At 66.3% G+C, this 23,134-nt stretch carries 16 protein-coding genes; 3 read left to right on the top strand and 13 right to left on the bottom strand.

Annotation, left to right across the window (positions count from 1 at the left end; genetic code table 11):
* Positions 1 to 44 precede the first annotated feature (44 nt).
* The 9 genes from J3U95_RS20600 to J3U95_RS20560 all read right to left on the bottom strand — a co-directional run bounded on the left by J3U95_RS20600 (position 45) and on the right by J3U95_RS20560 (position 13,671).
* Positions 45 to 1,256, bottom strand: coding sequence for a hybrid sensor histidine kinase/response regulator (locus J3U95_RS20600; protein ID WP_208280528.1), 1,212 nt, complete (start codon positions 1,254 to 1,256; stop codon positions 45 to 47).
* Positions 1,253 to 1,858: a chemotaxis protein CheB gene (locus J3U95_RS20595; RefSeq protein ID WP_208280527.1), complete on the bottom strand. Its 606-nt coding sequence runs from the start codon at positions 1,856 to 1,858 to the stop codon at positions 1,253 to 1,255. Before J3U95_RS20595 ends, J3U95_RS20600 begins: the two co-directional genes overlap by 4 nt.
* Complete coding sequence (locus J3U95_RS20590) at positions 1,855 to 2,646, bottom strand: CheR family methyltransferase (RefSeq protein WP_208280587.1); 792 nt, start codon at positions 2,644 to 2,646, stop codon at positions 1,855 to 1,857. Before J3U95_RS20590 ends, J3U95_RS20595 begins: the two co-directional genes overlap by 4 nt.
* 35 nt (positions 2,647 to 2,681) lie before the next feature.
* Positions 2,682 to 6,161, bottom strand: a complete 3,480-nt coding sequence (locus J3U95_RS20585) for a response regulator (RefSeq protein ID WP_208280526.1) — start codon at positions 6,159 to 6,161, stop codon at positions 2,682 to 2,684.
* Between the two features lie 171 nt (positions 6,162 to 6,332).
* Positions 6,333 to 8,852 (bottom strand): excinuclease ABC subunit UvrA, encoded by a 2,520-nt coding sequence (uvrA, locus tag J3U95_RS20580; protein WP_229519997.1) that lies wholly within the window; start codon positions 8,850 to 8,852, stop codon positions 6,333 to 6,335.
* A gap of 107 nt (positions 8,853 to 8,959) precedes the next feature.
* Positions 8,960 to 10,207, bottom strand: a complete 1,248-nt coding sequence (locus J3U95_RS20575) for a glycosyltransferase (protein ID WP_208280524.1) — start codon at positions 10,205 to 10,207, stop codon at positions 8,960 to 8,962.
* Between the two features lie 22 nt (positions 10,208 to 10,229).
* A complete protein-coding gene (locus J3U95_RS20570; RefSeq protein ID WP_208280523.1) occupies positions 10,230 to 10,766 on the bottom strand; it encodes a pyridoxamine 5'-phosphate oxidase family protein in 537 nt (178 codons plus the stop codon).
* Between the two features lie 134 nt (positions 10,767 to 10,900).
* The gene (locus J3U95_RS20565; RefSeq protein WP_208280522.1) at positions 10,901 to 11,383 is read right to left on the bottom strand and encodes a cyanophycin metabolism-associated DUF1854 family protein; all 483 of its coding nucleotides are present in this window, start codon (positions 11,381 to 11,383) and stop codon (positions 10,901 to 10,903) included.
* 8 nt (positions 11,384 to 11,391) lie between these two features.
* On the bottom strand, positions 11,392 to 13,671 hold the full coding sequence (locus J3U95_RS20560) for a cyanophycin metabolism-associated ABC transporter (RefSeq protein WP_208280521.1): 2,280 nt from the start codon (positions 13,669 to 13,671) through the stop codon (positions 11,392 to 11,394).
* Positions 13,672 to 13,966: 295 nt separating this feature from the next.
* Here J3U95_RS20560 and J3U95_RS20555 point away from each other — a divergent pair, with 295 nt between their 5' ends.
* Positions 13,967 to 16,135, top strand: coding sequence for a cyanophycin synthetase (locus tag J3U95_RS20555; RefSeq protein ID WP_208280520.1), 2,169 nt, complete (start codon positions 13,967 to 13,969; stop codon positions 16,133 to 16,135).
* Between the two features lie 24 nt (positions 16,136 to 16,159).
* Positions 16,160 to 18,739, top strand: coding sequence for a cyanophycin synthetase (gene cphA, locus J3U95_RS20550; RefSeq protein WP_208280519.1), 2,580 nt, complete (start codon positions 16,160 to 16,162; stop codon positions 18,737 to 18,739).
* Between the two features lie 130 nt (positions 18,740 to 18,869).
* On the opposite strand, the gene J3U95_RS20545 is transcribed toward cphA, so the two are convergent.
* Positions 18,870 to 19,514: a hydrolase gene (locus J3U95_RS20545; protein ID WP_208280518.1), complete on the bottom strand. Its 645-nt coding sequence runs from the start codon at positions 19,512 to 19,514 to the stop codon at positions 18,870 to 18,872.
* Positions 19,515 to 19,745: 231 nt separating this feature from the next.
* On the opposite strand from J3U95_RS20545, the gene J3U95_RS20540 reads away from it, so the two are divergent.
* Entirely contained in the window at positions 19,746 to 20,570 is an 825-nt protein-coding gene (locus J3U95_RS20540) for a MaoC family dehydratase (protein WP_208280517.1), read from the top strand.
* Here J3U95_RS20540 and J3U95_RS28430 read toward each other — a convergent pair.
* Genes J3U95_RS28430 through J3U95_RS20525 form a run of 3 tightly spaced genes read right to left on the bottom strand, consistent with a single transcriptional unit; the run spans position 20,506 to position 23,103 of the window.
* A complete protein-coding gene (locus J3U95_RS28430; protein WP_229519996.1) occupies positions 20,506 to 21,252 on the bottom strand; it encodes a nuclear transport factor 2 family protein in 747 nt (248 codons plus the stop codon). The two genes, J3U95_RS20540 and J3U95_RS28430, sit on opposite strands and share 65 nt — an antisense overlap.
* On the bottom strand, positions 21,249 to 22,169 hold the full coding sequence (locus J3U95_RS20530) for a pirin family protein (RefSeq protein WP_208280516.1): 921 nt from the start codon (positions 22,167 to 22,169) through the stop codon (positions 21,249 to 21,251). The genes J3U95_RS28430 and J3U95_RS20530 overlap by 4 nt, the downstream gene beginning before the upstream one ends.
* A gap of 34 nt (positions 22,170 to 22,203) precedes the next feature.
* Positions 22,204 to 23,103 carry a LysR family transcriptional regulator gene (locus J3U95_RS20525; protein WP_208280515.1) on the bottom strand — a complete coding sequence of 300 codons (900 nt, stop codon included), beginning with the start codon at positions 23,101 to 23,103 and terminating at the stop codon, positions 22,204 to 22,206.
* Positions 23,104 to 23,134: the final 31 nt, after the last annotated feature.

Raw genomic sequence — 23,134 nt, 5'->3', positions numbered from 1 at the left:
CGGCGTCTCTCCAGGACACCGCCTGCACCCGCCTTATGGATGGGTCAGATATCGGCTTCGGCGCAGACGGCGACGTCGGTGCATGGGAGGACCAGGCTGAATACGGAGCCCTCGCCGGGCTTGCTCGTCACGCGCAGTTCGCCGCCGTGCGAGATGGCCAGCTGGCGCGAGATGTACAGGCCCAGTCCCAGGCCTTTCGGCTCGCCGTTGCGGGCGCCGCGCTCGTAGGGCTCGAAGATGCGCTCCAGGTCGGACGAGGCGATGCCCTTGCCCTGGTCGCGCACGTCGATCCGCACCATGTCGCCAGTGCGCTCGACGCTGACCTCGACCGGCTGGCCGCAGCCGTAGCGCAACGCGTTGGTCAAGAGGTTGACGATCACCTGCTCGACGCGGAATTCGTCCCAGCAGCCGGTCACGCCGTCGTGCGGGCGCAGGGTCAGGGAGCTGCCGGTGGTGGCGGCCTGCAGCGACAGATCGCTCACCACCCGCTCCAGCAGGCACATCAACTCGACCTGGGCCGGGCGGATCGACAGCTTGCCGCTGCGCATGCGCGAGACGTCGAGCATGTCGTCGATCAAGCGGATCATCGACTTGATCTGGCGCTCGTCGCGCTGGATCATCGCTTCCATCGGCTGCGGCGCGAAGGCCGCCGTGTTGCCGCGTTTGAGCTGCAGGCTGCGCATCTGCGTTTCCAGGAACAGCGTGTTGAGCGGCGTGCGCAGCTCGTGCGCCACCAGCGACATGAACTCGTCGCGCATCTTCAGCGAGCGCTGCAGCTCCTGCTGGGTCTGGTTCAGCTCGCGCAGCAGCACCTCCTGCTCCTGCCGGCTCTGTTCCAGCGCCAGCATCTGGCGCCGCGTCTCGCGCCGCTGCTGGTCGAGCGCCACGAAGACATTGACCTTGCTGCGCACCGCGTCGGCGTCGAGCGGCTTGTACATGAAGTCGACCGCCCCGCTCTCGTAGCCCTTGAAGGCGTAATCGAGTTCGCGCCCGGCGGCCGAGACGAACACGATCGGAATGTGGCGGGTGCGGGTAGTCGAGCGCATCACCTCGGCCAGCTCGAAGCCGTCCATGCCCGGCATCTGCACGTCGAGGATGGCCAGCGCGAACTCGTGCTCGAGCAGCAGCGCCAGCGCCTGCTCGCCCGACGCAGCCTGGTAGATGGCGCGCTGGTCATGGCGCAGCAGCGCCTCGAGCGCCTGCAGGTTCTCCGGCAGGTCGTCGACGATCAGAATTTTGCTTGGGTCCTGGTTCATGGGGTCTCCAACAGGGGCAGCACGGTGCGGATGCCGGCCAGCGGCAGCACCATGTGCGGAGCGCAGCGCCGGATCGCCTCTTCGGGCATGGTACTGGCCTGCGCTTCTTCGGGGTCTTGGACGATGGTGAGTCCGCCGCGTTCGCGGATGCGGCACATGCCTTCGGCGCCATCGAAGTTGGCTCCAGTCAGCAGTATACCCGCCAGCGCCGGGCCATAGACGTCGGCGGCGGACTCCATCAGTATATCGATCGCCGGCCGGGCGAACTGCACCGGCGGCTCGCAGCTGAGCGAAAAGCTGCGGTCCTGTTCTATCGACAGGTGGTAGCCGGAACCGGCGAAATACACGGTGCCGGGCTGGATCGGTTCCTTGTCCTGCGCTTCGCGCACAGGCAGCGCCGCGCGCAGGGCGAACAGCTCGGCCAGGCGGCTCTCGCGGTCCGGCGGCACGTGCAGGATGCAGGTCACGGCCGGCCCGAACCCCACCGGCAGCGCCGGCACCAGGCCGACCAGGGCGTCGACGCCACCGGCCGAGCCGCCGATGACGACCATCTCGATCCGGCGCGAACCCATGGCCGCGGCCAGTTGCTGTGCGGGGTTCATGGAGACACCTTGCGGAACAGGCGCTCGCGCTTGGCCAGCGCCTCGAAGCGCTCGGCGTAGCTGGAAAAGTCGATGCTTTCCTTGCTGCCCAGGCCCAGGAAACCGCGGTGGCACAGCGAGTCGTGGAACAGGCCGAGCACGCGGTCCTGCAGGCGCCGGTTAAAGTAGATCAGCACGTTGCGGCAGCTGACGAAGTGGGTTTCCGAGAACACGCTGTCGGTCGACAGGCTGTGGTCGGCGAAGGTCACGTTGTCCATCAGGCTGCGATCGAAGAGCGCGCCGCCATAGGCGGCCGTGTAATAGCTCGAAAACGAGACCTTGCCGCCGGACTTCTGGTAGTTCTCGGTATACAGGCGCATGCGCTCCAGCGGGAACACGCCGCGCCGCGCCGCATCCAGCGACTCGGGGTTGATGTCGGTCGCATAGATGATGCTGCGCTCGAGCAGCCCTTCTTCCTTCAGCAGGATGGCCAGCGAATACACTTCCTCGCCGGTGCTGCAGCCGGCCACCCAGATCTTGAGCGACGGGTAGGTCTTGAGGAAAGGCGCCACCTGCTCGCGCACCGCCAGGAAGTACTCGGGGTCGCGGAACATCTCGGTGACGGGAATCGTCAGGTACTGCAACAGCTGGGCGAAACCGTTCGGCTCGTGCAGCACTTTCGACTGCAGTTCCGACACGGTGTCGCATTCCATCTCGCGCATGGCGACCAGCACCCGGCGCTTTTGCGAAGCACCGGTGTAGTCGCGGAAATCGTAGTTATATTTCAGGTAGACGGCTTCGACGAGCATCCGCAGCTCGATGTCGAAGTCGCTCGGGGGTTGGCTCAAATTCGCTCCAGGGTGGGCATCCAGACCCGCAGCAGCGAGTACAGGCGGGAGAGGTCAATCGGTTTGGCCAGGTAATCGTTGGCGCCGGCGGCCAGGCACTGCTCCTGGTCGTCCTTCATGGCCTTGGCGGTGATGGCGATGATCGGCAGGCGGTCGAAGCGGCCGTCGGCGCGAATGCGGCGCGTCGCTTCCAGGCCGTCCATGCCCGGCATCATGATATCCATCAGCACCAGGTCGATCCCCGGCACTTCATCCAGTTTTGCAATCGCTTCGAATCCATTGCGGCCGACTTCGATCCGGGCGCCGCGCTGCTCCAGCGCGGAAGTCAGTGCGAACACATTGCGCACGTCGTCGTCGACCAGCAGGATGGTGCGGCCTTCGAACACGCGATCGCGCCCGCGCACCGCCTTGAGCATGCTCTGGCGCTCGGTCGACAGCTCGGACTCCACCTTGTGCAGGAACAGCGTCACTTCGTCCAGCAGGCGTTCCGGCGAGCGCGCGCCCTTGATGATGATCGAGCGCGAATAGCGCAGCAGCTGCGCTTCTTCGTCGCGCGTCAGGTTGCGGCCGGTGTATACGATCACCGGCGGGAAGGAGCACAGCTCTTCCTGCGACATGCGCTCGAGCAGCTCGCCGCCCTGCATGTCGGGCAGCTTGAGGTCGATGATCATGCAATCGAAGATCTCGTTCTTCAGGTGGGTCAACGCCTCGCTGGCGGTGCCCACGGCCGCGATCTCGACGTCGTCGTCGGCGATCAGGGCCACCACGCTCTCGCGCTGGCGCTCGTCGTCTTCGACCAGCAGCACGCGCTTGATCTTCTGGCTCGACTTCTCCTGCAGCTTGCGGAACACCTCTTCCAGCTCTTCGCGGCTGGTCGGCTTGAGCGCATAACCGATGGCGCCCAGGTGCAGGGCTTCGCCGCCGTTCTCGATGCTCGAGATGACGTGCACCGGGATATGGCGGGTCGACGGATTGTCCTTCAATTGCTGCAGCACGGTCAGGCCCGAGCGGTCCGGCAGGCGCACGTCGAGCAGCACGGCGTCCGGACGCTGGCTGACGGCCAGCGCCAGGCCTTCGTCGGCGCTCATCGCCACCAGGCAGCGATAATCGAGTTCGCGCGCCAGGTCGTACAGGATGCGCGCGAACGGCGCCTCGTCCTCCACCACCAGCACGGTGCGGCGGCCGTCAGCCGGCTTGTCGCGGTCGTCCGGGAAGCTGTTGATCGGTTCGGGGCTGGCCGCAGGCGCCGGTGCGCTCGGCGCCGGTGCGGGCGCCGGCGTGTAATGCGGCAGCGGGGCCGACGCGCCCGGCAGCTCGGCCGGCGCCGGCACCGCCGGAATCCCGCGCGGCAGGACCAGGGTGAACACGCTGCCCTCGTTCGGCGCGCTCGACACGGCCACGCTGCCGCCCAGCAGGCGGGTCAGGTCGCGCGTGATCGACAGGCCCAGGCCGGTGCCGCCGAAGCGGCGGCTGGTGGTGCCGTCGGCCTGGTGGAAGGCGTCGAAGATCTTGTCCTGCTGGTCGGGCGCGATGCCGATGCCGGTGTCCTGCACGCGGAAGGCGATGTCGCCCTCGGGCGTGGTCGACACCGTCAAGCTGACCGCGCCGACTTCGGTGAACTTCACGGCATTCGACAGCAGGTTCTTGAGGATCTGCTCCATGCGCTGGCGGTCGGTGTGCAGGCTGGCCGGCACGCCTGGCTCGACGGCGATCCTGAACTCGAGCTGCTTCTGGCGGGCCAGCGGCTCGAAGGTGCGCGCCAGACCCTCGACCACGCGCCGTACCGGCACGTCTTCCGGCACCAGTTCCAGCTTGCCCGCCTCCACTTTCGAGATGTCGAGGATATCGTTGATCAGCTGCAGCAGGTCGTTGCCGGCCGAGTAGATCGTCTGGGCGAAGCGTACCTGCTCGTCGGAGAGGTTGCCGCCGGAGTTGTCGGCCAGCAGCTTGGCCAGGATCAGGGAGCTGTTCAGCGGCGTGCGCAGCTCGTGCGACATATTGGCCAGGAATTCGGACTTGTAGCGGCTCGCGCTTTCGAGTTCGACCGCGCGCTGGTGCAGCTGCTCCTGGGCCGATTGCAGGGCCGAGTTCTTCATGTCCAGGTTCAGCGCCTGCTCGGCCAGCTGGTCGTTGGTGGTGCGCAGCTCGGCCTGCTGGTTTTCCAGCGCCGACTGCGATTCTTCCAGCGCGCGCGACTGTTCTTCCAGCTCTTCGTTGGCGGTGCGCAGCTCCTCCTGCTGCACCTGCAGTTCCTCGTTCAGGGTCTGGCTTTCTTCCAGCGCATCCTGCAGGCGCTGGCGGTACAGGACGGCCGCCATGGCGGCGCCGACCGATTGCGCGATGAAGCCCAGGAATTCGCGGTCGCGCTGCTCCACCGGACGCAGGAAGGCGATCTCGAACACGCCCTTGACCTTGCCGTGGTTGTGGAATGGCGCGATGACCAGGGCGCGCGGCGGCGTGTCGCCCAGGCTCGAACTGACCTTGATATAGTCGGGCGGCAGCTGGTCGAGCACCATCAGGCGGTTCTCTTCGGCGGCCTTGCTGGCCAGCGTGCTGCCCGGCGCGATGATCTCGGCGCGCTCGGTCTCGGTATGGGTGAAGCCGTAGGCGCCGATGCGGCGCATGGCGCCATCGTCGCTGCGCACGTACATGGCGCCGATCGCGCCGTCGAGGTATTTGACCACATAGGGCAGCACGGCCTCGGCCAGGGGCTCCAGGTTGATCTGGCCGGCGCTGCGCACATTCAGTTCGTTCTGGCCGGTGCGCAGCCAGTCCTGGTGGCGCAGCTTGTCGTTGTGCTCTGCCTCGTGCCGCAGCACCTCGTTATAGGTGTCTGACAGGCGCACCAGTTGGCGCCGGCCGAAGGCGGCCAGGCTGCCGCCGACAATCGCGGACAGGATCAGGAAGGCCGCCACCGACCAGAAGGTGGTGCTGCGCGCCGAATCGCTGCGCTCCTGCAGCAGGCGCATTTCCGACGCCAGCACCAGGTCGAAGTTGCGGCGCATCTCATCGGTCAGGGCCTTGCCGCGGCCGCTTCTCACGGCATCGAGATAGCTCGGGTCATTGGACCGGCGGCGATCGATCATTTCCTGGGCAAAGCTTTCCCACTGCTGCTGGATCTGGGTAATGCGGGTCAGGCGCTCGGCCTGGGCCAGGTTGTCCTTGACCAGGTCGCTCAGCGATTCCAGGCTGGACGCCATGCGTTGCCTGGAGAGGACATAGGGCGACAGGAAGTCTTCGTCGCCGGCCAGCAGATAGCCGCGCATGCCCGATTCCATCTCGGCCGACAGCTTGCGGATTTCATGGGCGCCCCCGATCACCTTCTGGGAATGCTCGACCCAGGTCAGGCTGTTGATCAGGTAGGCGATGATGCCCACAAACACAATCGCACTAACAATGCTCATGCCCAGTGGCAGCGCGACATTGCGGGAGAGGATGCGGCGAAACTCGCTGTTTTCGATGGTTGGACCGGCCATGCCTGTTGTTCTGTTAGAAAAAAAATATCCTAAGTGTAACGCAAGTGTGAAATTCAGCGCACACCAAAGTGGCACGGTCGTGCGCAAGCACGTTCCGGCTGGCAAGAGAACGATCTTATCAAAGTGAACATAAATTGGGCGCACCGCTCGGCACGCCGGTTTTCCTGACTTTCACTGATTCATCTGCGCCGCCAGGTAGCGCGCAGTGCGACTTTTCTTGTTGCGCGCGACTTCCTGGGGTGGACCGGACGCCACCACGGAACCGCCTTCGTCGCCGGCGCCGGGGCCGACGTCGATCACCCAATCGCTGCCGGCCACCACCCGCATCGTGTGCTCGACCACGATCACGGTGTTGCCGGCATCGACCAGGCGGTTCAATTGCACCATCAGGCGGTCGGCGTCGACCGGGTGCAGGCCGGTGGTCGGCTCGTCCAGTACATACAGCGCATTGCCGCGCGTGGCGCGCTGCAGTTCGGAGGCCAGCTTGATCCGCTGCGCCTCGCCGCCAGAGAGCTCAGTGGCCGGCTGGCCCAGGCGCAGGTAATCCAGGCCGACCTCGTTGAGCACTTCCAAAGAGCGCTCGACCAGCGGCTCGTCCTTGAAGAACGCGATCGCCTCGCCCACCGTCATGCCCAGCACCTCGGCGATGTTCTTGCCGCGATAAGTCACCTCCAGCGTTTCGGCGTTGTAGCGCGCGCCCTCGCAAGTCGGGCACGGCGCGTAGACGCTGGGCAGGAACAGCAGCTCGACCATCACGAAGCCCTCGCCGGCGCAATGCTCGCAGCGGCCCTTGGCGACGTTGAACGAGAAGCGGCCGGCATCGTAGCGGCGCTTCTTCGCATCCTTGGTCGCGGCAAACAGCTTTCTCACCTGGTCGAACAGGCCGGTGTAGGTGGCCAGGTTCGAGCGCGGCGTGCGGCCGATCGGTTTCTGGTCGACCCGCACCAGGCGCCGCACGCCCTCCATGCCGGACACGATGCGGCCCTCCAGCGGCAGTTCCTCGTCGCGTTCCAGGTCCGGCTCGTCCGGCTGCTCTTCCTGCGCCGCGCCGCCCTGCCCCAGGGCCTGGCCCACCAGCTCGACCAGCACCTGGCTCACGAGACTCGACTTGCCGGAGCCCGACACGCCGGTCACGCTCGTCAGCACGCCGAGCGGGAAGTCGACTTCCAGGTCTTTCAGGTTGTTGCGGTGGACGCCGGCGAGCTTCAGCCAGCCGCTTGGTGCGCGCGGGGTGCGCTGCGGCGGCGGCGCTTCGCCGAACAGGTAGCGCCGGGTCTGCGACTTCTCGACCGTGCGCAGCCCTTCCGGCACGCCGCTATATAACACCTGGCCGCCGCGCTCGCCGGCCAGCGGGCCGACGTCGACCAGCCAGTCGGCCTGCCGGATCACGTCCAGCGCATGTTCGACCACGAACAGCGAGTTGCCGGCCGCCTTCAACTGGGCCAGCGCATCGAGCAGCGCTTCGGTGTCGGCCGGATGCAGGCCGCTCGACGGTTCATCCAGCACGTAGACCACCCCGAACAGGCTCGATCGCACTTGCGTCGCCAGGCGCAGGCGCTGCAACTCGCCCGGCGACAGGGTCGGCGTGCTGCGCTCCAGCGCCAGGTAGCCCAGGCCCAGCGCAAGCAGCACCTCCAGGCGCGCAGCCAGGTCGGCGGCGATGCGGCGGCGCACGATCAGCTGCTCGTTGTGCAGGTGACGATCATCTTTGTCTTTTCCTTGAGCGTAGGGCTGGAGCAGCTCGGCCAGGCGCGCCAGCGGCAGGCGCGAGATCTCGGCGATGTCATGGCCGGCAAAGGTGACCGACAGCGATTCGCGCCGCAGGCGCTTGCCTTCGCATTCCGGGCAGGCGGTGCTGACCATATAGCGCGCCACGCGCTTCTTCATCGAGGCGCTTTCGGTATTGGCGAAGGTCTGCATCACGTAGCGCCGCACGCCGGTGAAGGTGCCCTGGTAGCTGGGCGTGTCCTTGCGCCTCAATGCCGCCTTCGTCTCCTTCGGCGTGAGGCCGGCATACACCGGCACCGTCGGGCTCTCGTCCGTGTACAGGATCCAGTCGCGGTCCTTCTTCGGCAAATCGCGCCATGGGGTGTCGACGTCGTAGCCGAGGGTGACCAGGATGTCGCGCAGGTTCTGTCCATGCCAGGCCGGCGGCCAGGCGGCGATCGCCCGCTCGCGGATCGTGAGGCTGTCGTCCGGCACCATCGAGTGCTCGGTCACGTCGTAGATGCGACCCAGTCCCGAGCAGCGCGGACAGGCGCCTTGCGGGGTGTTGGGCGAGAACGATTCGGCATACAGCAGCTCCTGCCCCGGCGGATAGTCGCCGGCGCGCGAGTACAGCATGCGCAGGGAATTGCTCAAGGTGCTGACGCTGCCGACCGACGAGCGCGCGGTCGGCGTGCCACGCTGCTGCTGCAGGGCCACAGCCGGCGGCAAGCCCTCGATCTCGTCGACCTCGGGCACCGGCATCTGGTGGAACAGGCGGCGCGCATAGGGCGAGACCGATTCCAGGTAGCGCCGCTGGGCTTCCGCATACAGGGTGCCGAAGGCCAGCGAAGATTTACCCGAGCCGGAGACGCCGGTAAACACCACCAGCTGCCCGCGCGGGATGTCGAGGTCGACGTTCTTCAGATTGTGTTCGCGCGCGCCGCGCACGTGGACGTAGCCGTCTTCGGCCCTGCTTTTGTCCATACTTTTCTTGTTGGAAGTTTTGCTGGGCATCTGCCCTCCGGCAACGTCGAAAAACCTCATTGGACGCCTGCGGGCGCCCGACGTCGGTGCGCTTGCCAACAATGCGGTCAAGCCAGGGTTTCCAGCCGTGCACACAGCCCATCGACGCCGCACTGCCCCGCGAACCGCTCGGCGAGCCCGGCGCTGCGTGCCGCGACCTGCGTGTTCCCGACCACCTGTCGCAAAGCCTTCGCCATGCGCGCCGGCGTGACACGGGTCGCATGCAGGCTCGCGCCGGCCCCCATCGCCACCACCCGCGCCGCATTGTCGAACTGGTCGTGCGCCAGCGGCACGACCAGTTGAGGCGTGCCGGCCCGCAAGGCTTCGGCAGTGGTGCCGATCCCGCCATGGTGGACCAGGGCCGCGACGTGGGGCAATAAAGCCTTCAGCGGGACGTAGTCCTGCCAGCAGATCTCGGGGGCGAGCGTGGCCGGCAACTGCTCGAAGTGCGGCGTCAGGAATACCGCGCGCAGGCCGAGTTCCGTCACCGCCTGCGCTGCCGCCTCGAAATAGCCGCGCGCCTGGCGGTTGCCGGTGCCGGGCGTGAACACCACCGGCGGCGCGCCGCCATCGAGGAAGGCGCGCAGATCAAAGCCCGGCGCGGCATTCGGGTCGGGGTCGTAGAGCGGGAAGCCGGCCTGGCAGAGCGGCCGGGGCCAATCCGGCGCCGGCGCGGCGAACCAGTCGGGGAACAGCGCCAGCGACAGGTCGGGAATGGAGGGGATGAAATCGACCATGCTGTCGACCTGCGGCAAGCCCCGTTCCACGCGCGCCGTGTTCAGGCCCGGCAGCGCCACCGGGTCGAGGAAGCGCGCCGCCAATGTGCGCCACAGCCAGCGGCGTGCGCCATGCGGCACCCAGGTCGGCACCGGCCAGGGACCGAGCAGCAGCGGATCGTGCACGGTCGGCAGGTTGGACGGCGCCAACCAGGCCGCCGCGATCTTCAGGCCGGGACAGGCGTGGCGGCACAGGTCGGCCTCGGGCAGCGCCAGCGGATGAACGAGCAGTACGCGCCGCTCGTTCGGCTGTTTGCGGGCCAGCGCTTCGACCACCCGCGGCAGCTGCGCCATCGCCGGCCGCGTCGCGTCCCACACCACGGCCAGGCCGCGGGTGGCATGCCACAGGTCGGGATGGTCGAGCACGGCCATATCGGCCGGCAAGCCGTGAAAAGTGAGTCCGGCCGCCTCGACGTATTGCGCATGCTGCTGCGGGCCGAGGAAATCGACCCGGTTGCCGCGCTCGCGCAGCGCGCGGCCGATCCAGAGGAAGGGAAAGAGGTCGCCGGCCGAGCCGATCGTCGCCAGGATGAAATGCACCCGCCTGCCTCCCCTCTCTGAATTAGAAGGACAGTGTACCTTCGATCGAATCGTCCAGCGTCTTGCCGATCACCGCGCCGACCGCGACCTTGACGCCGGCCACCGCATCGCCGTGCTTGTTGTCCCAGTAGTAGCCGGTCTTGGGCGTGATCTTGATGACGGTGATGCGCGGATCGTCCTCGCCCTCGGTGAACCAGGTCTTGAGCATCGAGTTCCACAACTGCTTGATGCGCGCCTTGTCTTGCGAGATCTCGGCATGGCCGTCCAGTTCCAGGAAGCCGGAATGCTTGCCGGACTGGAAGAACAATTTGACGGTCGGATTGGCCTGCAATTCCTGGTTCTTGTGGCTGTCGATGCTGCTCAGGAACCAGATGGCGCCCGCATCGTCGGTCTCGCGCACGCTCATCGGGCGCACGCCGCGGCTCGGGCCCTGGCCATTGCCGGTGCAGAAGAAGCACGAATCGGCGTCGTCGATCATGTCCTTGATGCGCTCGATGGCGTCCATGCCGGCCAGGTCGCGGCGGTTTTCTTCGGGTTGGTTGCGGTTGATGGAATCCATAGTCTTCTCCTGAGAGGATGGCCATGTGGCCGATGAGAAGACTGTAGCCGGATCGCTACCGCCGGTATGTGGGTAGCCGAACGCTGGGCAATGGAATTGCCCGGCGTTCGGTTCAATGCAGGTTCACCGCGGTTTTACAAGAAGCGGTCGAGGATCTTGCGGCTATGCTTGTCGATCTTGAACATATCGCGCACCAGGAAGTTGATGCCGTGGCTGTCCGCCACCAGCAGCGAGGCTTCGCCGATGCGGCGGATGTCCTCGTCGACCTTCAGCACGAACTCGGTGTCGCCGCGATCGGTTTTGACGAACCAGGTGCAGGGCGTGGCGAAGCTCGACACGTCCTTGATGGCCAGGATCTCGGGAATGAACTCGCGGCCCTCGATTTCCTCGCGGATCAGGGTGCGGATCGTGTCCGGCATCTCGGCCAGGTCGTCGATCCAGGCGACTTCCTTGCCGCCATCGCGCACCAGCGAAATGCCCTTGGTCGGCGCCTGGATCGGGAAGGCTCGCACCGGCATCACGCCGACCCACTCCTCCCCGTTCTCCAGCGTGATCACGAGTTTTCCAAAACTGTCGCGGCGCAGCTGGAAGGGAATAGTCGAAATGCTCGTCCTCATTTGCGTCATCATGCGTCCTTGTCGTCCAGATCCTGGTCCACGTTGCGCGCCTGCGCTTCGTAGAGGCGGTGGTAAGCGCCTTCGCGCGCCATCAGTTCGTCGTGGCTGCCTTCTTCGACCACCACGCCGCGGTCCAGCACCACCAGGCGGTCGGCCCGGTGCAGGGTCGACAGGCGGTGCGCGATGGCGATCGTGGTGCGGCCCTGCACGAGATTGTCGAGCGCCTTCTGGATTTCTTTTTCGGTTTCCGAGTCCACCGACGAGGTCGCCTCGTCCAGGATCAGGATCGGCGGATCGATCAGCAGCGCGCGCGCGATCGAGATGCGCTGGCGCTCGCCGCCCGACAGGCCCTGGCCGCGCTCGCCGACCATCGAATCGTAGCCCTGCGGCAGGCGCAGGATGAATTCGTGGGCGTGGGCGGCGCGGGCGGCGGCGATGATTTCTTCGCGCGTCGCATGCGGCTTGCCGTAGGCGATGTTGTCGGCAATGGTGCCGAAGAACAGGAAAGGCTCCTGCAGCACCAGGCCGATGTTGCGGCGGTAGTCGGCCACGGCAAACGAGCGGATGTCCTGGCCATCGAGCAGGATCGCGCCTTCGGCCACGTCGTAGAAGCGGCAGATCAGGTTGACCAGCGTGCTCTTGCCCGAACCGCTGTGGCCGACCAGGCCGACCATCTCGCCAGCCTTGATCTTGAGCGAGATACCGCGGTTGACCGCGCGGTTGCCGTAACGGAAACCGACTTCGCGCAGTTCGATATTGCCCTCGATCTTGTCGACCTTCACCGGATTGACCGGGTCCGGCACGCTCGAGACGTGGTCGAGGATGTCGAAGATGCGCTTGGCGGCCGAGGCCGATTTCTGCGTCACCGACACGATGCGGCTCATCGAATCCAGGCGCACGTAGAAGCGGCCGCTGTAGGCGATGAAGGCCGACAGCGTGCCGACCGTGATGTCGCCGCGCGACACCTGCCAGATGCCGAAGCACCAGATCACGAGCAAGCCCAGTTCCGTCAGGAAGGAAACTGTCGGCGAGAACAGCGACCACACCCGGTTCAGCTTGTCGTTGACGGCGAGGTTGTGCTTGTTGGCTTCGCGGAAGCGGGCTGCTTCTCGCTTTTCCTGGGCAAAGGCCTTCACTACCCGGATGCCGGGGATGGTGTCGGCCAGCACATTGGTCACCTCGCCCCAGACGCGGTCGATTTTCTCGAAGCCGGTGCGCAGCTTGTCGCGCACGATGTGGATCATCCAGGCGATGAACGGCAGCGGCAGCAGGGTCACCACGGCCAGCCACGGGTTGATGGTGAACAGGATGATGCCCGTCATGATGATCATCAGCACGTCCGACAAGAAGTCGAGCAGGTGCAGCGACAGGAAGACGCAGATCCGGTCCGAACCGCTGCCGATGCGCGCCATCAGGTCGCCGGTGCGCTTGCCGCCGAAAAATTCCAGCGACAGCCGCATCAGGTGTTCATACGTGGTCGAGCGCAGGTCGGCGCCGATGCGCTCGGAGGCCAGCGCCAGCACATAGGTCTTGGCCCAGCCCAGCAGCCAGGCCAGCAGTGCGGCGCCGAACAGGCCGCCCATGTATAAATAGACAAGACTGGTGTCGATCGCCTGCCCGTTCTGGTACGGGATCAGGACATTGTCCATCAGCGGCATCGTCAGGTAAGGCGGAATCATGTGCGCGCCGGTCGAGCCCAGCATCAGCAGGAAGCCCAGCAGCAACTGCCCTTTATAGGGCCTGGCGAAGCGCCACAGGCGGAACAGGGTCCAGGTCGACGGCGGCGTATGCAGCACTTTCTCGCAGATCGGGCAGTCTTCCTGGTCCGGCTCGAGCGGAGCCTTGCAACTCGGGCAAGTGTGCTGGTCCGGCGGCTGCACGGGAACGCCCGTGGCCACGCTGTGGACCTGGTCGCGGAAACCGTCGGCGACGCGGATCGCGTGCAGGTTCTGGCCCAGCGTGAAGCGCCAGGCGGCCAGCAGCCCGCCTTCGTCGACCAGCTCGAGATGTCCGACGCCGGCGTGGTCATGGTGGCGCAGCGCGGTGCCCGCGCGGTGCGGCCAGTCGCGCCAGACGGTCGCGCCCGGCGCGCGCGCCAGCAGGCGGCGATTCGTCACCAGCACCAGGCCTTTTGAAAAATGTAATTTCGCGTCGAGGTCAACCTCCACGCTGCTTAAAACGTTTTCCCCTGGTGCAAGCTGTTTCGCGACGTCACTTTGCCACTGTTCAGGTACGGAACTGGCGGCTATCGCAAGCGACGATGGAATAGCAGGTTGTTGAGTTGTCATGTATTGCGCCCGATAACAGGCTTTTGTTCTCTAAGGGTGGACATGGCGCCGGATCGGCGTTGCACAAGGACCGTCGTTACGCCGTTGCGTGAAACGCTCCACAGAGCGCTAGAACGTTTCTGCGTATCGTTTGGATGACACGAGAAACGTGTTAGTAGGAATGTTGCGGCGCAGCAGGCCGGCAAGTGTACATGAGTTGGTGTGTACATGGCCGCTTTCGGCACCGTTTTGAAAGTCGGGCAGACAAGGACAAGTCGCCAGCGCGAGAGAGGCGTCAGGCGGCAAAAGTGATTACATGACCAAGAAGAATGACATCAAATTCCTGCGCGTTACCTATCTGCGCGGACCGAATATCTGGACCTACCGTCCGGTACTCGAGGCCTGGCTCGACATCGGCGAGCTGGAAGACTACCCCTCGAACCTTCTTCCCGGCTTCACCGAGCGCCTGACCGCCTGGCTGCCCGGACTGGTCGAGCACCATTGCGGCGTCGGCTACCGCGGCGGCTTACTGGAGCGCCTGCGTGACGGCACCTGGGCTGGCCACATCCTCGAACACGTCGTGCTCGAGGTGCAGAACCTGGCCGGCATGAAGACCGGCTTCGGCAAGACCCGTTCGACCGGCGAGCACGCCATCTACAAGATGGCCTTCCGTACCCGCGACGAGACCGTCGGCCGCGCCGCGCTCGACGTCGCCCACCGCCTGATGATGGCCGCGATCAACGACGAGCCGTTCGACCTGCCGGCCGAAGTCGCGCGCCTGACCGACATGGTCGACCGCCACTGCCTGGGCCCGTCCACCGCCCACATCGTGGATGCCGCAACCGATCGCCGCATCCCGTCGATTCGCCTGACCGACGGCAACCTGGTGCAGCTCGGCTATGGCGCGGCCCAGCGCCGCATCTGGACCGCCGAGACCGACCGCACCAGCGCGATCGCCGAAGGCATCGCCAGCGACAAGGACATGACCAAGTCCCTGCTCTCCTCCTGCGGCGTGCCGGTGCCGGAAGGCGCGATCGCGCGCAGCCCCGAGGATGCATGGGACGAGGCCCAGGACATCGGCCTGCCGGTGGTCGTGAAACCGATCGACGCCAACCATGGTCGCGGCGTGTCGCTCAACCTGCTGACCGAGGCCGAAGTCAAGGCCGCCTATACCATCGCTTCGGAAGAAGGCGAAAGCAAGTCGGTCCTCGTCGAGCGTTACGTCACGGGCAACGAGCACCGCCTGCTGGTGGTCGGCCGCAAGGTGGTGGCTGCCGCACGCGGCGAGTCGGTCTGGGTGACGGGCGACGGCCGGAGCAACGTGGCCGAGCTGTGCGAAACCCAGATCAACGTCGATCCGCGCCGCGGCGAGAGCGAGGAATTCCCGCTCAGCCCCGTCAAGCCGCGCGAGAGCGAAGAGAACCAGCTGCAGCTGCAGCGCCAGGGCCTGACGCCCGATTCAATTCCGGCCGAAGGCCAGAAAGTGCTGATCCAGGTGAACGGCAACGTCGCCGACGACGTGACCGACCTGGTGCACCCCGACGTCGCGCACGCCGCCGCCCTGGCCGCGCGCATCGTCGGCCTGGACATCGCCGGCATCGACCTGGTGTGCGAAGACATCTCGCGTCCCCTGGAAGAGCAGCGCGGCGCCATCATCGAAGTCAATGCCAGCCCGGGCCTGCTGGCCCACATGAAGCCGGCCAGCGGCACAGCGCGCAACGTCGGCAAGGACATCGTCGACCACCTGTTCGCCGAGGGCGAAACGGCGCGCATCCCGGTGGTCGGCGTAACCGGCTCGAAGGGCTGCAGCCTGATCACGCGCCTGGTCGGCTGCCTGGTCAACATCACGCGCAAGGAAGTCGGCGTCGCCAACGGCGAAGGCCTGTACCTGAACGCGCGCGCCATCTCGACCCGCGATTCGACCGGCGTCGAGGCCGCCCAGCGCATCCTGATCAACCGCAACGTGGAAACCGCCGTGTTCGAATCGAACGCGCGCTCGATCCTGCAGGACGGCCTGCCCTACGACCGCTGCACGGTGGGCGTGGTGACCGACATGAACGGCATCGAGGACGTGGCCGATTTCTACGTGCGCGACGAGGATGCGATGCGCAACGTGATCCGCAGCCAGGTCGACGTGATCCTGCCGGACGGCGTGGCGGTGCTGAACGCGGCCGACGAACGAGTCGCCGGCCTGGCCGAACTGTGCGACGGCAGCGTGATCTATTACGCGGCCGATGAAACCAACCCGATCCTGGCCGCGCATCGCCAGGATGGCGAACGCGTGGTGTTCGCACGCGACGGCCGCATCGTGCTGGCCGCGGGCGAGCAAGAGACGCCGCTGATCGCGCTGGCGGCGATGAAGCCGTCGACCGTGAAGTATCCGGAGAACGTGCTGGCCGCGGTGGCCGCCGCGTGGGCGCTCGGCGTGCCGAGCGACCTGCTGTGCGGCGGCCTGCGCGCCTTCGACGCGACGCCGAAGAAGTAATCCATCAATAAAGGAAGACGGTTTATGGAAGTATCTCGCGTACGGGCCCTGCGTGGCCCCAATCTCTGGAGCCATCACACCTCGGTCGAGGCCATCGTGGCGTGCACGCCGGAGGAAGCATCGATCGACGCTCTGGCCGGTTTCGAAGCGCGCCTGCGCGTGCGCTTCCCGCAGATGGGAGCCCTGCAGCCCTATGGCCATGACGACAGGGTGCCGCTGGCGCAGGTGCTCGAACTGGTGGCGCGGACGCTGCAGGCCGAAGCCGGCTGCCCGGTCACTTTCAGCCGCACCACCGCCACCCTGGAAACCGGCATCTACCAGGTCGTGGTCGAATACAGCGAGGAAGACGTCGGCCGCCTGGCGCTGGACCTGGCGCAGCAGCTGATCCAATCGGCCCGCGACGACACCCCGTTCGACCTGGCCGCCGCGCTCAAGCAGTTGCGCGACCTGGATGAAGACGTGCGCCTGGGTCCATCGACCGGCTCGATCGTGCAGGCCGCCGTGGCCCGCAACATCCCGTTCCGCCGCATGACCGAAGGCAGCATGGTGATGTTCGGCTGGGGCAGCCGCCAGCGCCGCATCCAGGCCGCCGAAATCGACGCCACCGGCGCCATCGCCGAATCGATCGCCCAGGACAAGGAACTGACCAAGAAGCTGCTGGATGCGGCCGGCGTGCCGGTGCCGCAGGGCCGCAGCGTGGTCGACCCGATTGATGCCTGGGCCGCGGCCATGGAAATCGGCCTGCCGGTCGTGATCAAGCCGAAGGACGGCAACCAGGGCAAGGGCGTGACGGTCAACGTCACCACCCGTGAACAGCTCGACGCCGGCTTCAAGGCGGCCAGCGAATTCCGCGACGACATCCTGGTCGAGCGCTACCTGCCGGGCCACGACTATCGCCTGCTGGTGGTGGGCGACAAGATGGTCGCCGCCGCGCGCCGCGAACCGCCGCAAGTGATCGGCGACGGCAAGCACACCGTGCGCGAACTGGTCGAAGAAGTCAATCGCGACCCGCGCCGCGGCGACGGCCACGCGACCTCGCTGACCAAGATCCGATTCGACGACATCGCCCTCGGCACCCTGGTGCAGCAAGGGATGAACGCCGACTCGGTCCCGGCCCTGGGCCAGCGCGTGGTCCTGCGCAACAACGCCAACCTGTCGACCGGCGGCACCGCCACCGACGTGACGGACGACGTCCACCCTGAAGTGGCCGAGCGCGCGATCGCCGCCGCCCACATGATCGGCCTGGACATCTGCGGCGTCGACCTGGTGGCCGACAGCGTGCTCAAACCCATGGAAGACGTGGGCGGCGGCATCGTCGAAGTCAATGCCGCCCCGGGCCTGCGCATGCACCTGGCGCCGTCGTTCGGCAAGCCGCGCGCGATCGGCGAAGCGATCATCGACACCCTGTTCAAGGATGGCGACGACGGCCGTATCCCGGTGGTGGCAGTGACCGGCACCAACGGCAAGACCACCACTGTGCGCCTGATCGCGCACCTGCTCACCGCGTCGGGCCTGCGCACCGGCATGACCAATACCGACGGCGTCTACATCGAAGGCCGCCGCATCGACAGCGGCGACTGCAGCGGTCCGCGCAGCGCGCGCAACGTGCTGCTGCACCCGGACGTCGACGCCGCCGTGTTCGAGACGGCGCGCGGCGGCCTGCTGCGCGAAGGCCTGGCCTTCGACAAATGCCAGGTCGCGGTGGTGACCAATATCGGCGCAGGCGACCACCTGGGCCTGAACTACATCACCACGCTGGAAGACCTGGCAGTACTGAAACGCGTGATCGTGCAGAACGTGGCCGTGGGCGGCATGGCGGTACTCAATGCCGCCGACCCGACCGTGGCGGCGATGGCCGAGAAGACCCGCGGCGAAGTCACCTTCTTCGCCCAGGACGTCGGCAATCCGATCATGGCGATGCACCGCGCCCAGGGCCGCCGCGTCGTGTTCGTCGAGGAAGGCCACCTGGTGGCGGCGCAAGGCAGTTTTGTGGAGCGCATCGACATGAAGGAAGTGCCGATCACCCGTGGTGGCGTGGTGGGCTTCCAGGTCGAGAACGTGATGGCCTCCGTCGCGGCTGCATGGGCGACCGGCACGTCGTGGGATGCGATCCGCCTGGGCCTGAAAACCTTCGTGGGCGAGAGCGACAACGCGCCGGGCCGTTTCAATGTGTTCGACTACCGCGGCGCGACCGTGATCGCCGACTATGGCCACAATCCGGACGCGATCGCGGCCCTGGTCAATGCGGTCGAAGGCATGCCGGCCAAGCGCCGTTCGGTGGTGATCAGCGGCGCCGGCGACCGCCGCGACCAGGACATCCGCCAGCAGACCGAAATCCTGGGCAAGTCCTTCGACGACGTGCTGCTGTACCAGGACCAGTGCCAGCGCGGCCGCGCCGATGGCGAAGTGATCGCGCTGCTGCGCGCGGGCCTGGCCGGCGCCACCCGCACCGGGCACGTGGAAGAGATCAATGGCGAGTTCGTCGCCATCGACCGCGCGCTCGACCGCCTGGACGAGGGCGACCTGTGCCTGGTCCTGATCGACCAGGTCGATGCGGCGCTGGCGCACATCACGCGGCGCGTGACCCAGGCCAAGGCGGCCTGAGTCGCCACGTCGTTCCCGCGCAGGCGGGAACCGAAGTTCTGCCAATGTCGTCGAAACGTTTGCAGAATGAGGTTCCCGCCTGCGCGGGAACGACGACTCTTACGCTAACTTAAGGGCAATCAAGCCAGGTTTAGTTTTTGGCGCGGGGAGCAGCGAGCAGCTGGGTTTCCCACGACAGGGCCACCGAGGCGGCGCCGCCGTTTTCGTAGATGATGTTGGTGACGCCCTCGAGCGTGCTCTCGCGCGCATAGTCGCGCTGCCACTCGGACAGGATGGCAAACCAGGTGATCGGTGTGCAGCCGGCTGCGACCATGCGGCGCACGGCCATGTCGTGCGCTTCCTCGCTCACGCCGCCGGATGCGTCGGTGACGACGAAGACGTCATAGCCCTCGCCCGCGGCCTGGATCGCCGGCATCGCCAGGCAGATCTCGGTGTACAGCCCGGCGAGCACCAGCTGCTTGCGGCCGCTCTTCTTGACGATGTCGGTCACCTTCGAATCTTCCCAGGTATTGATGAAGGTGCGATCGATCGGCTTTTGTTCAGGGAAGACTGCCTGCAGTTCCTTGATGAGATAACCGCCGCGCTCTTCCAGCACGGTTGTCAGGATCGTCGGCACATCGAAGACTTTTGCCGCCCTGGCCAGGCCGACCACGTTATTCATGATCATGGTCGGCTCATGGCTTTTCAGGCAGGCGAACTGGAATGGCTGGTGATCGATGAGAACGACGATGCTGTCTTCCGGGCGCAGGAGTGCGTTGAGTCCATTCTTGCTCATAATATCTAATCCTTAAATTGACCAAGCGCCGGGGCGCGCTTTGGAATCAGTAAGGTAGCAATGCGTTGATCGAGCGACAATGACGGTTCCTGCGGTTAGCAGGCTGATTTTGCTGTGTCAGAACCGGGACATCATGATCTGCATGGTCGAACGGTAGAGGTATGGCGACGATGTTATCCTGCACGGATGAGCACTGCCTCCCTCCCTTCACTTCCCCCGTTTGGCGCGGCCATGCTGCTGCGTGCGCTGCTCAAGCAGCCGGCGCGCTCGTCGACCGGCCAGGTCGACGCCACCTGGCGCCTCGAACGGATCGACGCCGATCACCTGCGCCGCTATAACACCGCGTTTGGATTCCAGGGCGATGCGGTTCCGCTCACCTTTCTCTACCTGCTGGCGCAGCGCGCGCAGCTGGCGACCATGCTGGCCTGCCCGATCCCGTTTCGCATTCCGGGCCTGATCCATGTCGAGAACCGGCTGGCGATGCACGGCCCGGTCTTGCCTGATGCGCCGCTGGCGGTGACGACCGCCATGCAATTGCCGCCCCCTGCCCCGAACGGCGCCTTGCACGCCGTGCTGGAGACGCGCGCCTTCGACGGCGAACGGCTGGCCTTTTCCTGCGACAGCACTTATCTGATCAGGCGCGGTAGCCGCGCGCGCCGCGATGCGCCGCCGCCCGAGGCGCCGCGTGGCCAGGAGCTCGGAGGGTGGACCGTCGCGCGTGACGCCGGCCGGCGCTATGCGGCCTTGTCGGGCGACTGGAATCCGATTCACCTGTGGCCATGGTCGGCGCGCCTGATGGGCATGCGTACGCCGATCATCCATGGGGCGCATACGCTGGCGAAAGCCTGTTCGCTGCTGCAAACGGCTTCCGGCCAGGAGATCACATCGGTCTGGTGCCGCTTCCGTCTGCCGGTCCCCCTGGGCTCGAGCATTGCGCTGTTCCAGCGGGATACCGAAGGCGGGTTCGCGGCCGCATGCGGCGACCGCATCGTTATCGAGGGACGCTGCGCTGTCCTTCCCGCGGATCGAACATCGCGACGCCTCCAGCCGTCCTGACCGGCACTTCATCCTGCAACACGTCCCAATGTTCGGCCAACCTGCCATCCTCGATACGGAACATGTCGACCACCACCTGCGGCGCGGCGGCCCAACCCCGGATGCGTCCGTGGATGGCAACCAGGTCGCCCTCGGCAACCATCATGCCCGGTTCGTAGTGAACGTCTTTCGACATGCCGGCCACCAGCGCCCGCAGGGCGTCTCTGCCCTGCGGGATGTCGGGATTGTGCTGGATGTAATCCGCGGCATAGAGGCGGTCGACCGCCGACGCATCGTGCGCCTGGAACAACGAGGTCATCGCCTCGAGCACCAGCGCCTTGTTGCGCCGCGGGCGCCCGTCCGACGCCCGTAGTGCAGGCTGCGTGACGGTGATGGCGCCTTCCATGCGCAGGAATCGTCCGCCGGGCAGCGTCGCGTACGAGTGGACCACGCCACGATCGTAGTCCTGGACATTGACGACGCTGGCGCCGTCGTTTTCCTGCCAGCTCACGGCAAACATGCCGTTGCCCAGCGGGGCGACCTGGATGGCGACGATTTCGGATCGGGCAAACGGCCCGTCCTTGATCTCGAATTTCAGCTGTGTCGACGACAGCAGCGTCAGGCTGACCTGGAATTCGGGATAGGCGACATCCATCTCGAGGCCGATGGGGAAGTGGTCGATCGACACGGCCGGACCTTTCATAGAGGTGATGCACGATCGACGGCGGCGCCATTGCCCGCCACCGGAGGCGGCGGCGCATCCGGCAGCGGAGTGAACTCCTTGTCGTCCGCATCCGGCAGCTTCATCCTGCCCGCCTGCCAGTCGGCCGCCGCCTGCGCCAGGCGGTCCTTGGAAGACGAAACGAAGTTCCAGTACAGGTGGCGCTCGCCGACCGGCTCCCCGCCCAGCACCATCACGGTCGCGTGCTCCAGCGCCTTGACGCGGGAGGCCGCCGCGCCCAGCACCAGCATCCGGCCGCTCTCGTGGCGCATTCCATCGACTTCCACCGCGCCGGTGGCGATGTACAGGGCGCGTTCCTTGTAGCCGCCGGGGATCTCGGCGGTGGATCCCGGCTGCATGTCGAGGTGGGCATAGAACAGCGGCGAACAGGTCTTCGCGGCGGCGGAGAGGCCATAGGCGCTGCCGGCGATGAGCTGCCCGGTGACGCCGCCATCCTGCCACTGCGGCAGGTCGGCGCCGGAATGGTGCGAGAACGATGGGTCGATTTCTTCCATCCCGTCTGGCAGCGCGACCCAGGCCTGGATGCCGTGCAGGTGGTCGCCGTGCGCCCGCGCGTGCTCGAAGCGCTCGCTGTGCGTGATGCCGCTGCCCGCGGTCATCCAGTTGACTTCGTGCGGATGGATCTCCTGTTGGACGCCCAGGCTGTCGCGGTGCATGATCCGGCCCGAGAACAGATAGGTCACCGTCGACAGGCCGATATGGGGATGCGCGCGCACGTCGACGCTGCGGTCGATGCCCGGCGCCAGGTCAAGCGGGCCGATATGGTCGAAGAAGATGAACGGCCCCACCATGCGCCGCTTGGCGAACGGCAGCACGCGGCCGACCTCGAAACTGCCGCCCAGGTTGCGGCGCCGCTGCTCGATGATCATGTCAATCATGGTTTTCATAGCTCCATAGTGGATTGAAGAATTGCTAGGCGCGGGGCCAGGCGCGGGCGATCGGCGGTTTCGTGTCGAAATACGCGACCAGCAGATCGGTGAGGATGCGGATCTTGCGCGCCGGATGCTGGCCCGGCGGGCGGACGACGTAGGCGCCGGCCGGCGGCGGCGGGTAGCGCGTCATGACCGGAACGAGCGCGCCGGAATCCAGGTATTCATGCATCAGGCCGTAGGGAAGATAGGCGACGCCCAGCCCCGCCAGCGCGGCCGCGACCAGCGCCGTGCCGTTGTCCGCCTTGAAGCGTCCCTGGGGACGGATCGTTACGATCTTCTCGCCATCGAGGAACTGCCAGGCCTCGGTGCCCTGCATGAGGGCCTGGTGAGCCAGCAGCTGGTCCGGCGTCTCGGGCGCCCCGTGGGCGGCGATATAGGCGGGACTCGCGACGGTGACCCCATAGATCGGCCCGATCCGCCGCGCCACCATATTGGAATCCTGCAGGTAGCCGAGCCGTATCGCGCAGTCGTAGCCGTCCGCGATGAGATCCACGTTGTGGTCGCTGTAGCAGGTGTGGATGTGCAGCCGCGGGTGAAGCCGCGCCATTTCAGCCAACACCGGCGCGAAGTGGGTCGGTCCGAACGACAGCGGCGCGGCGATGCGCAGGCGGCCGCGCAGTTCGCCGGCGGGCAGGATCGTCTCGCGCGCCAGGGCGATCTCGGCGCAGACCCTGGCCGCATAGTCGCGGAAGGTCGTGCCGGCTTCGGTGAGCGCGGCGCCGCGGGTGGTGCGCGACAGCAGCTGGATGCCCAGCTCCTCCTCGAGCCGGGCGAGGCGCCGGCTGACGATCGACTTCGATACGCCAAGCCGGAGCGCGGCCGCCGAAATGCCGCCGGCATCGGCGACTTCCACGAATGTCTGCAACTCTTCGATATCCACTACGATGCTCCCGGTTATGCCACGCGGCGTC

Source organism: Massilia oculi (assembly GCF_017582745.1).
Lineage (GTDB): Bacteria > Pseudomonadota > Gammaproteobacteria > Burkholderiales > Burkholderiaceae_D > Telluria > Telluria oculi_A.
The sequence above is the reverse complement of the archived record's forward strand: the minus strand, read 5'-3'. Positions and strand labels throughout refer to the sequence as shown.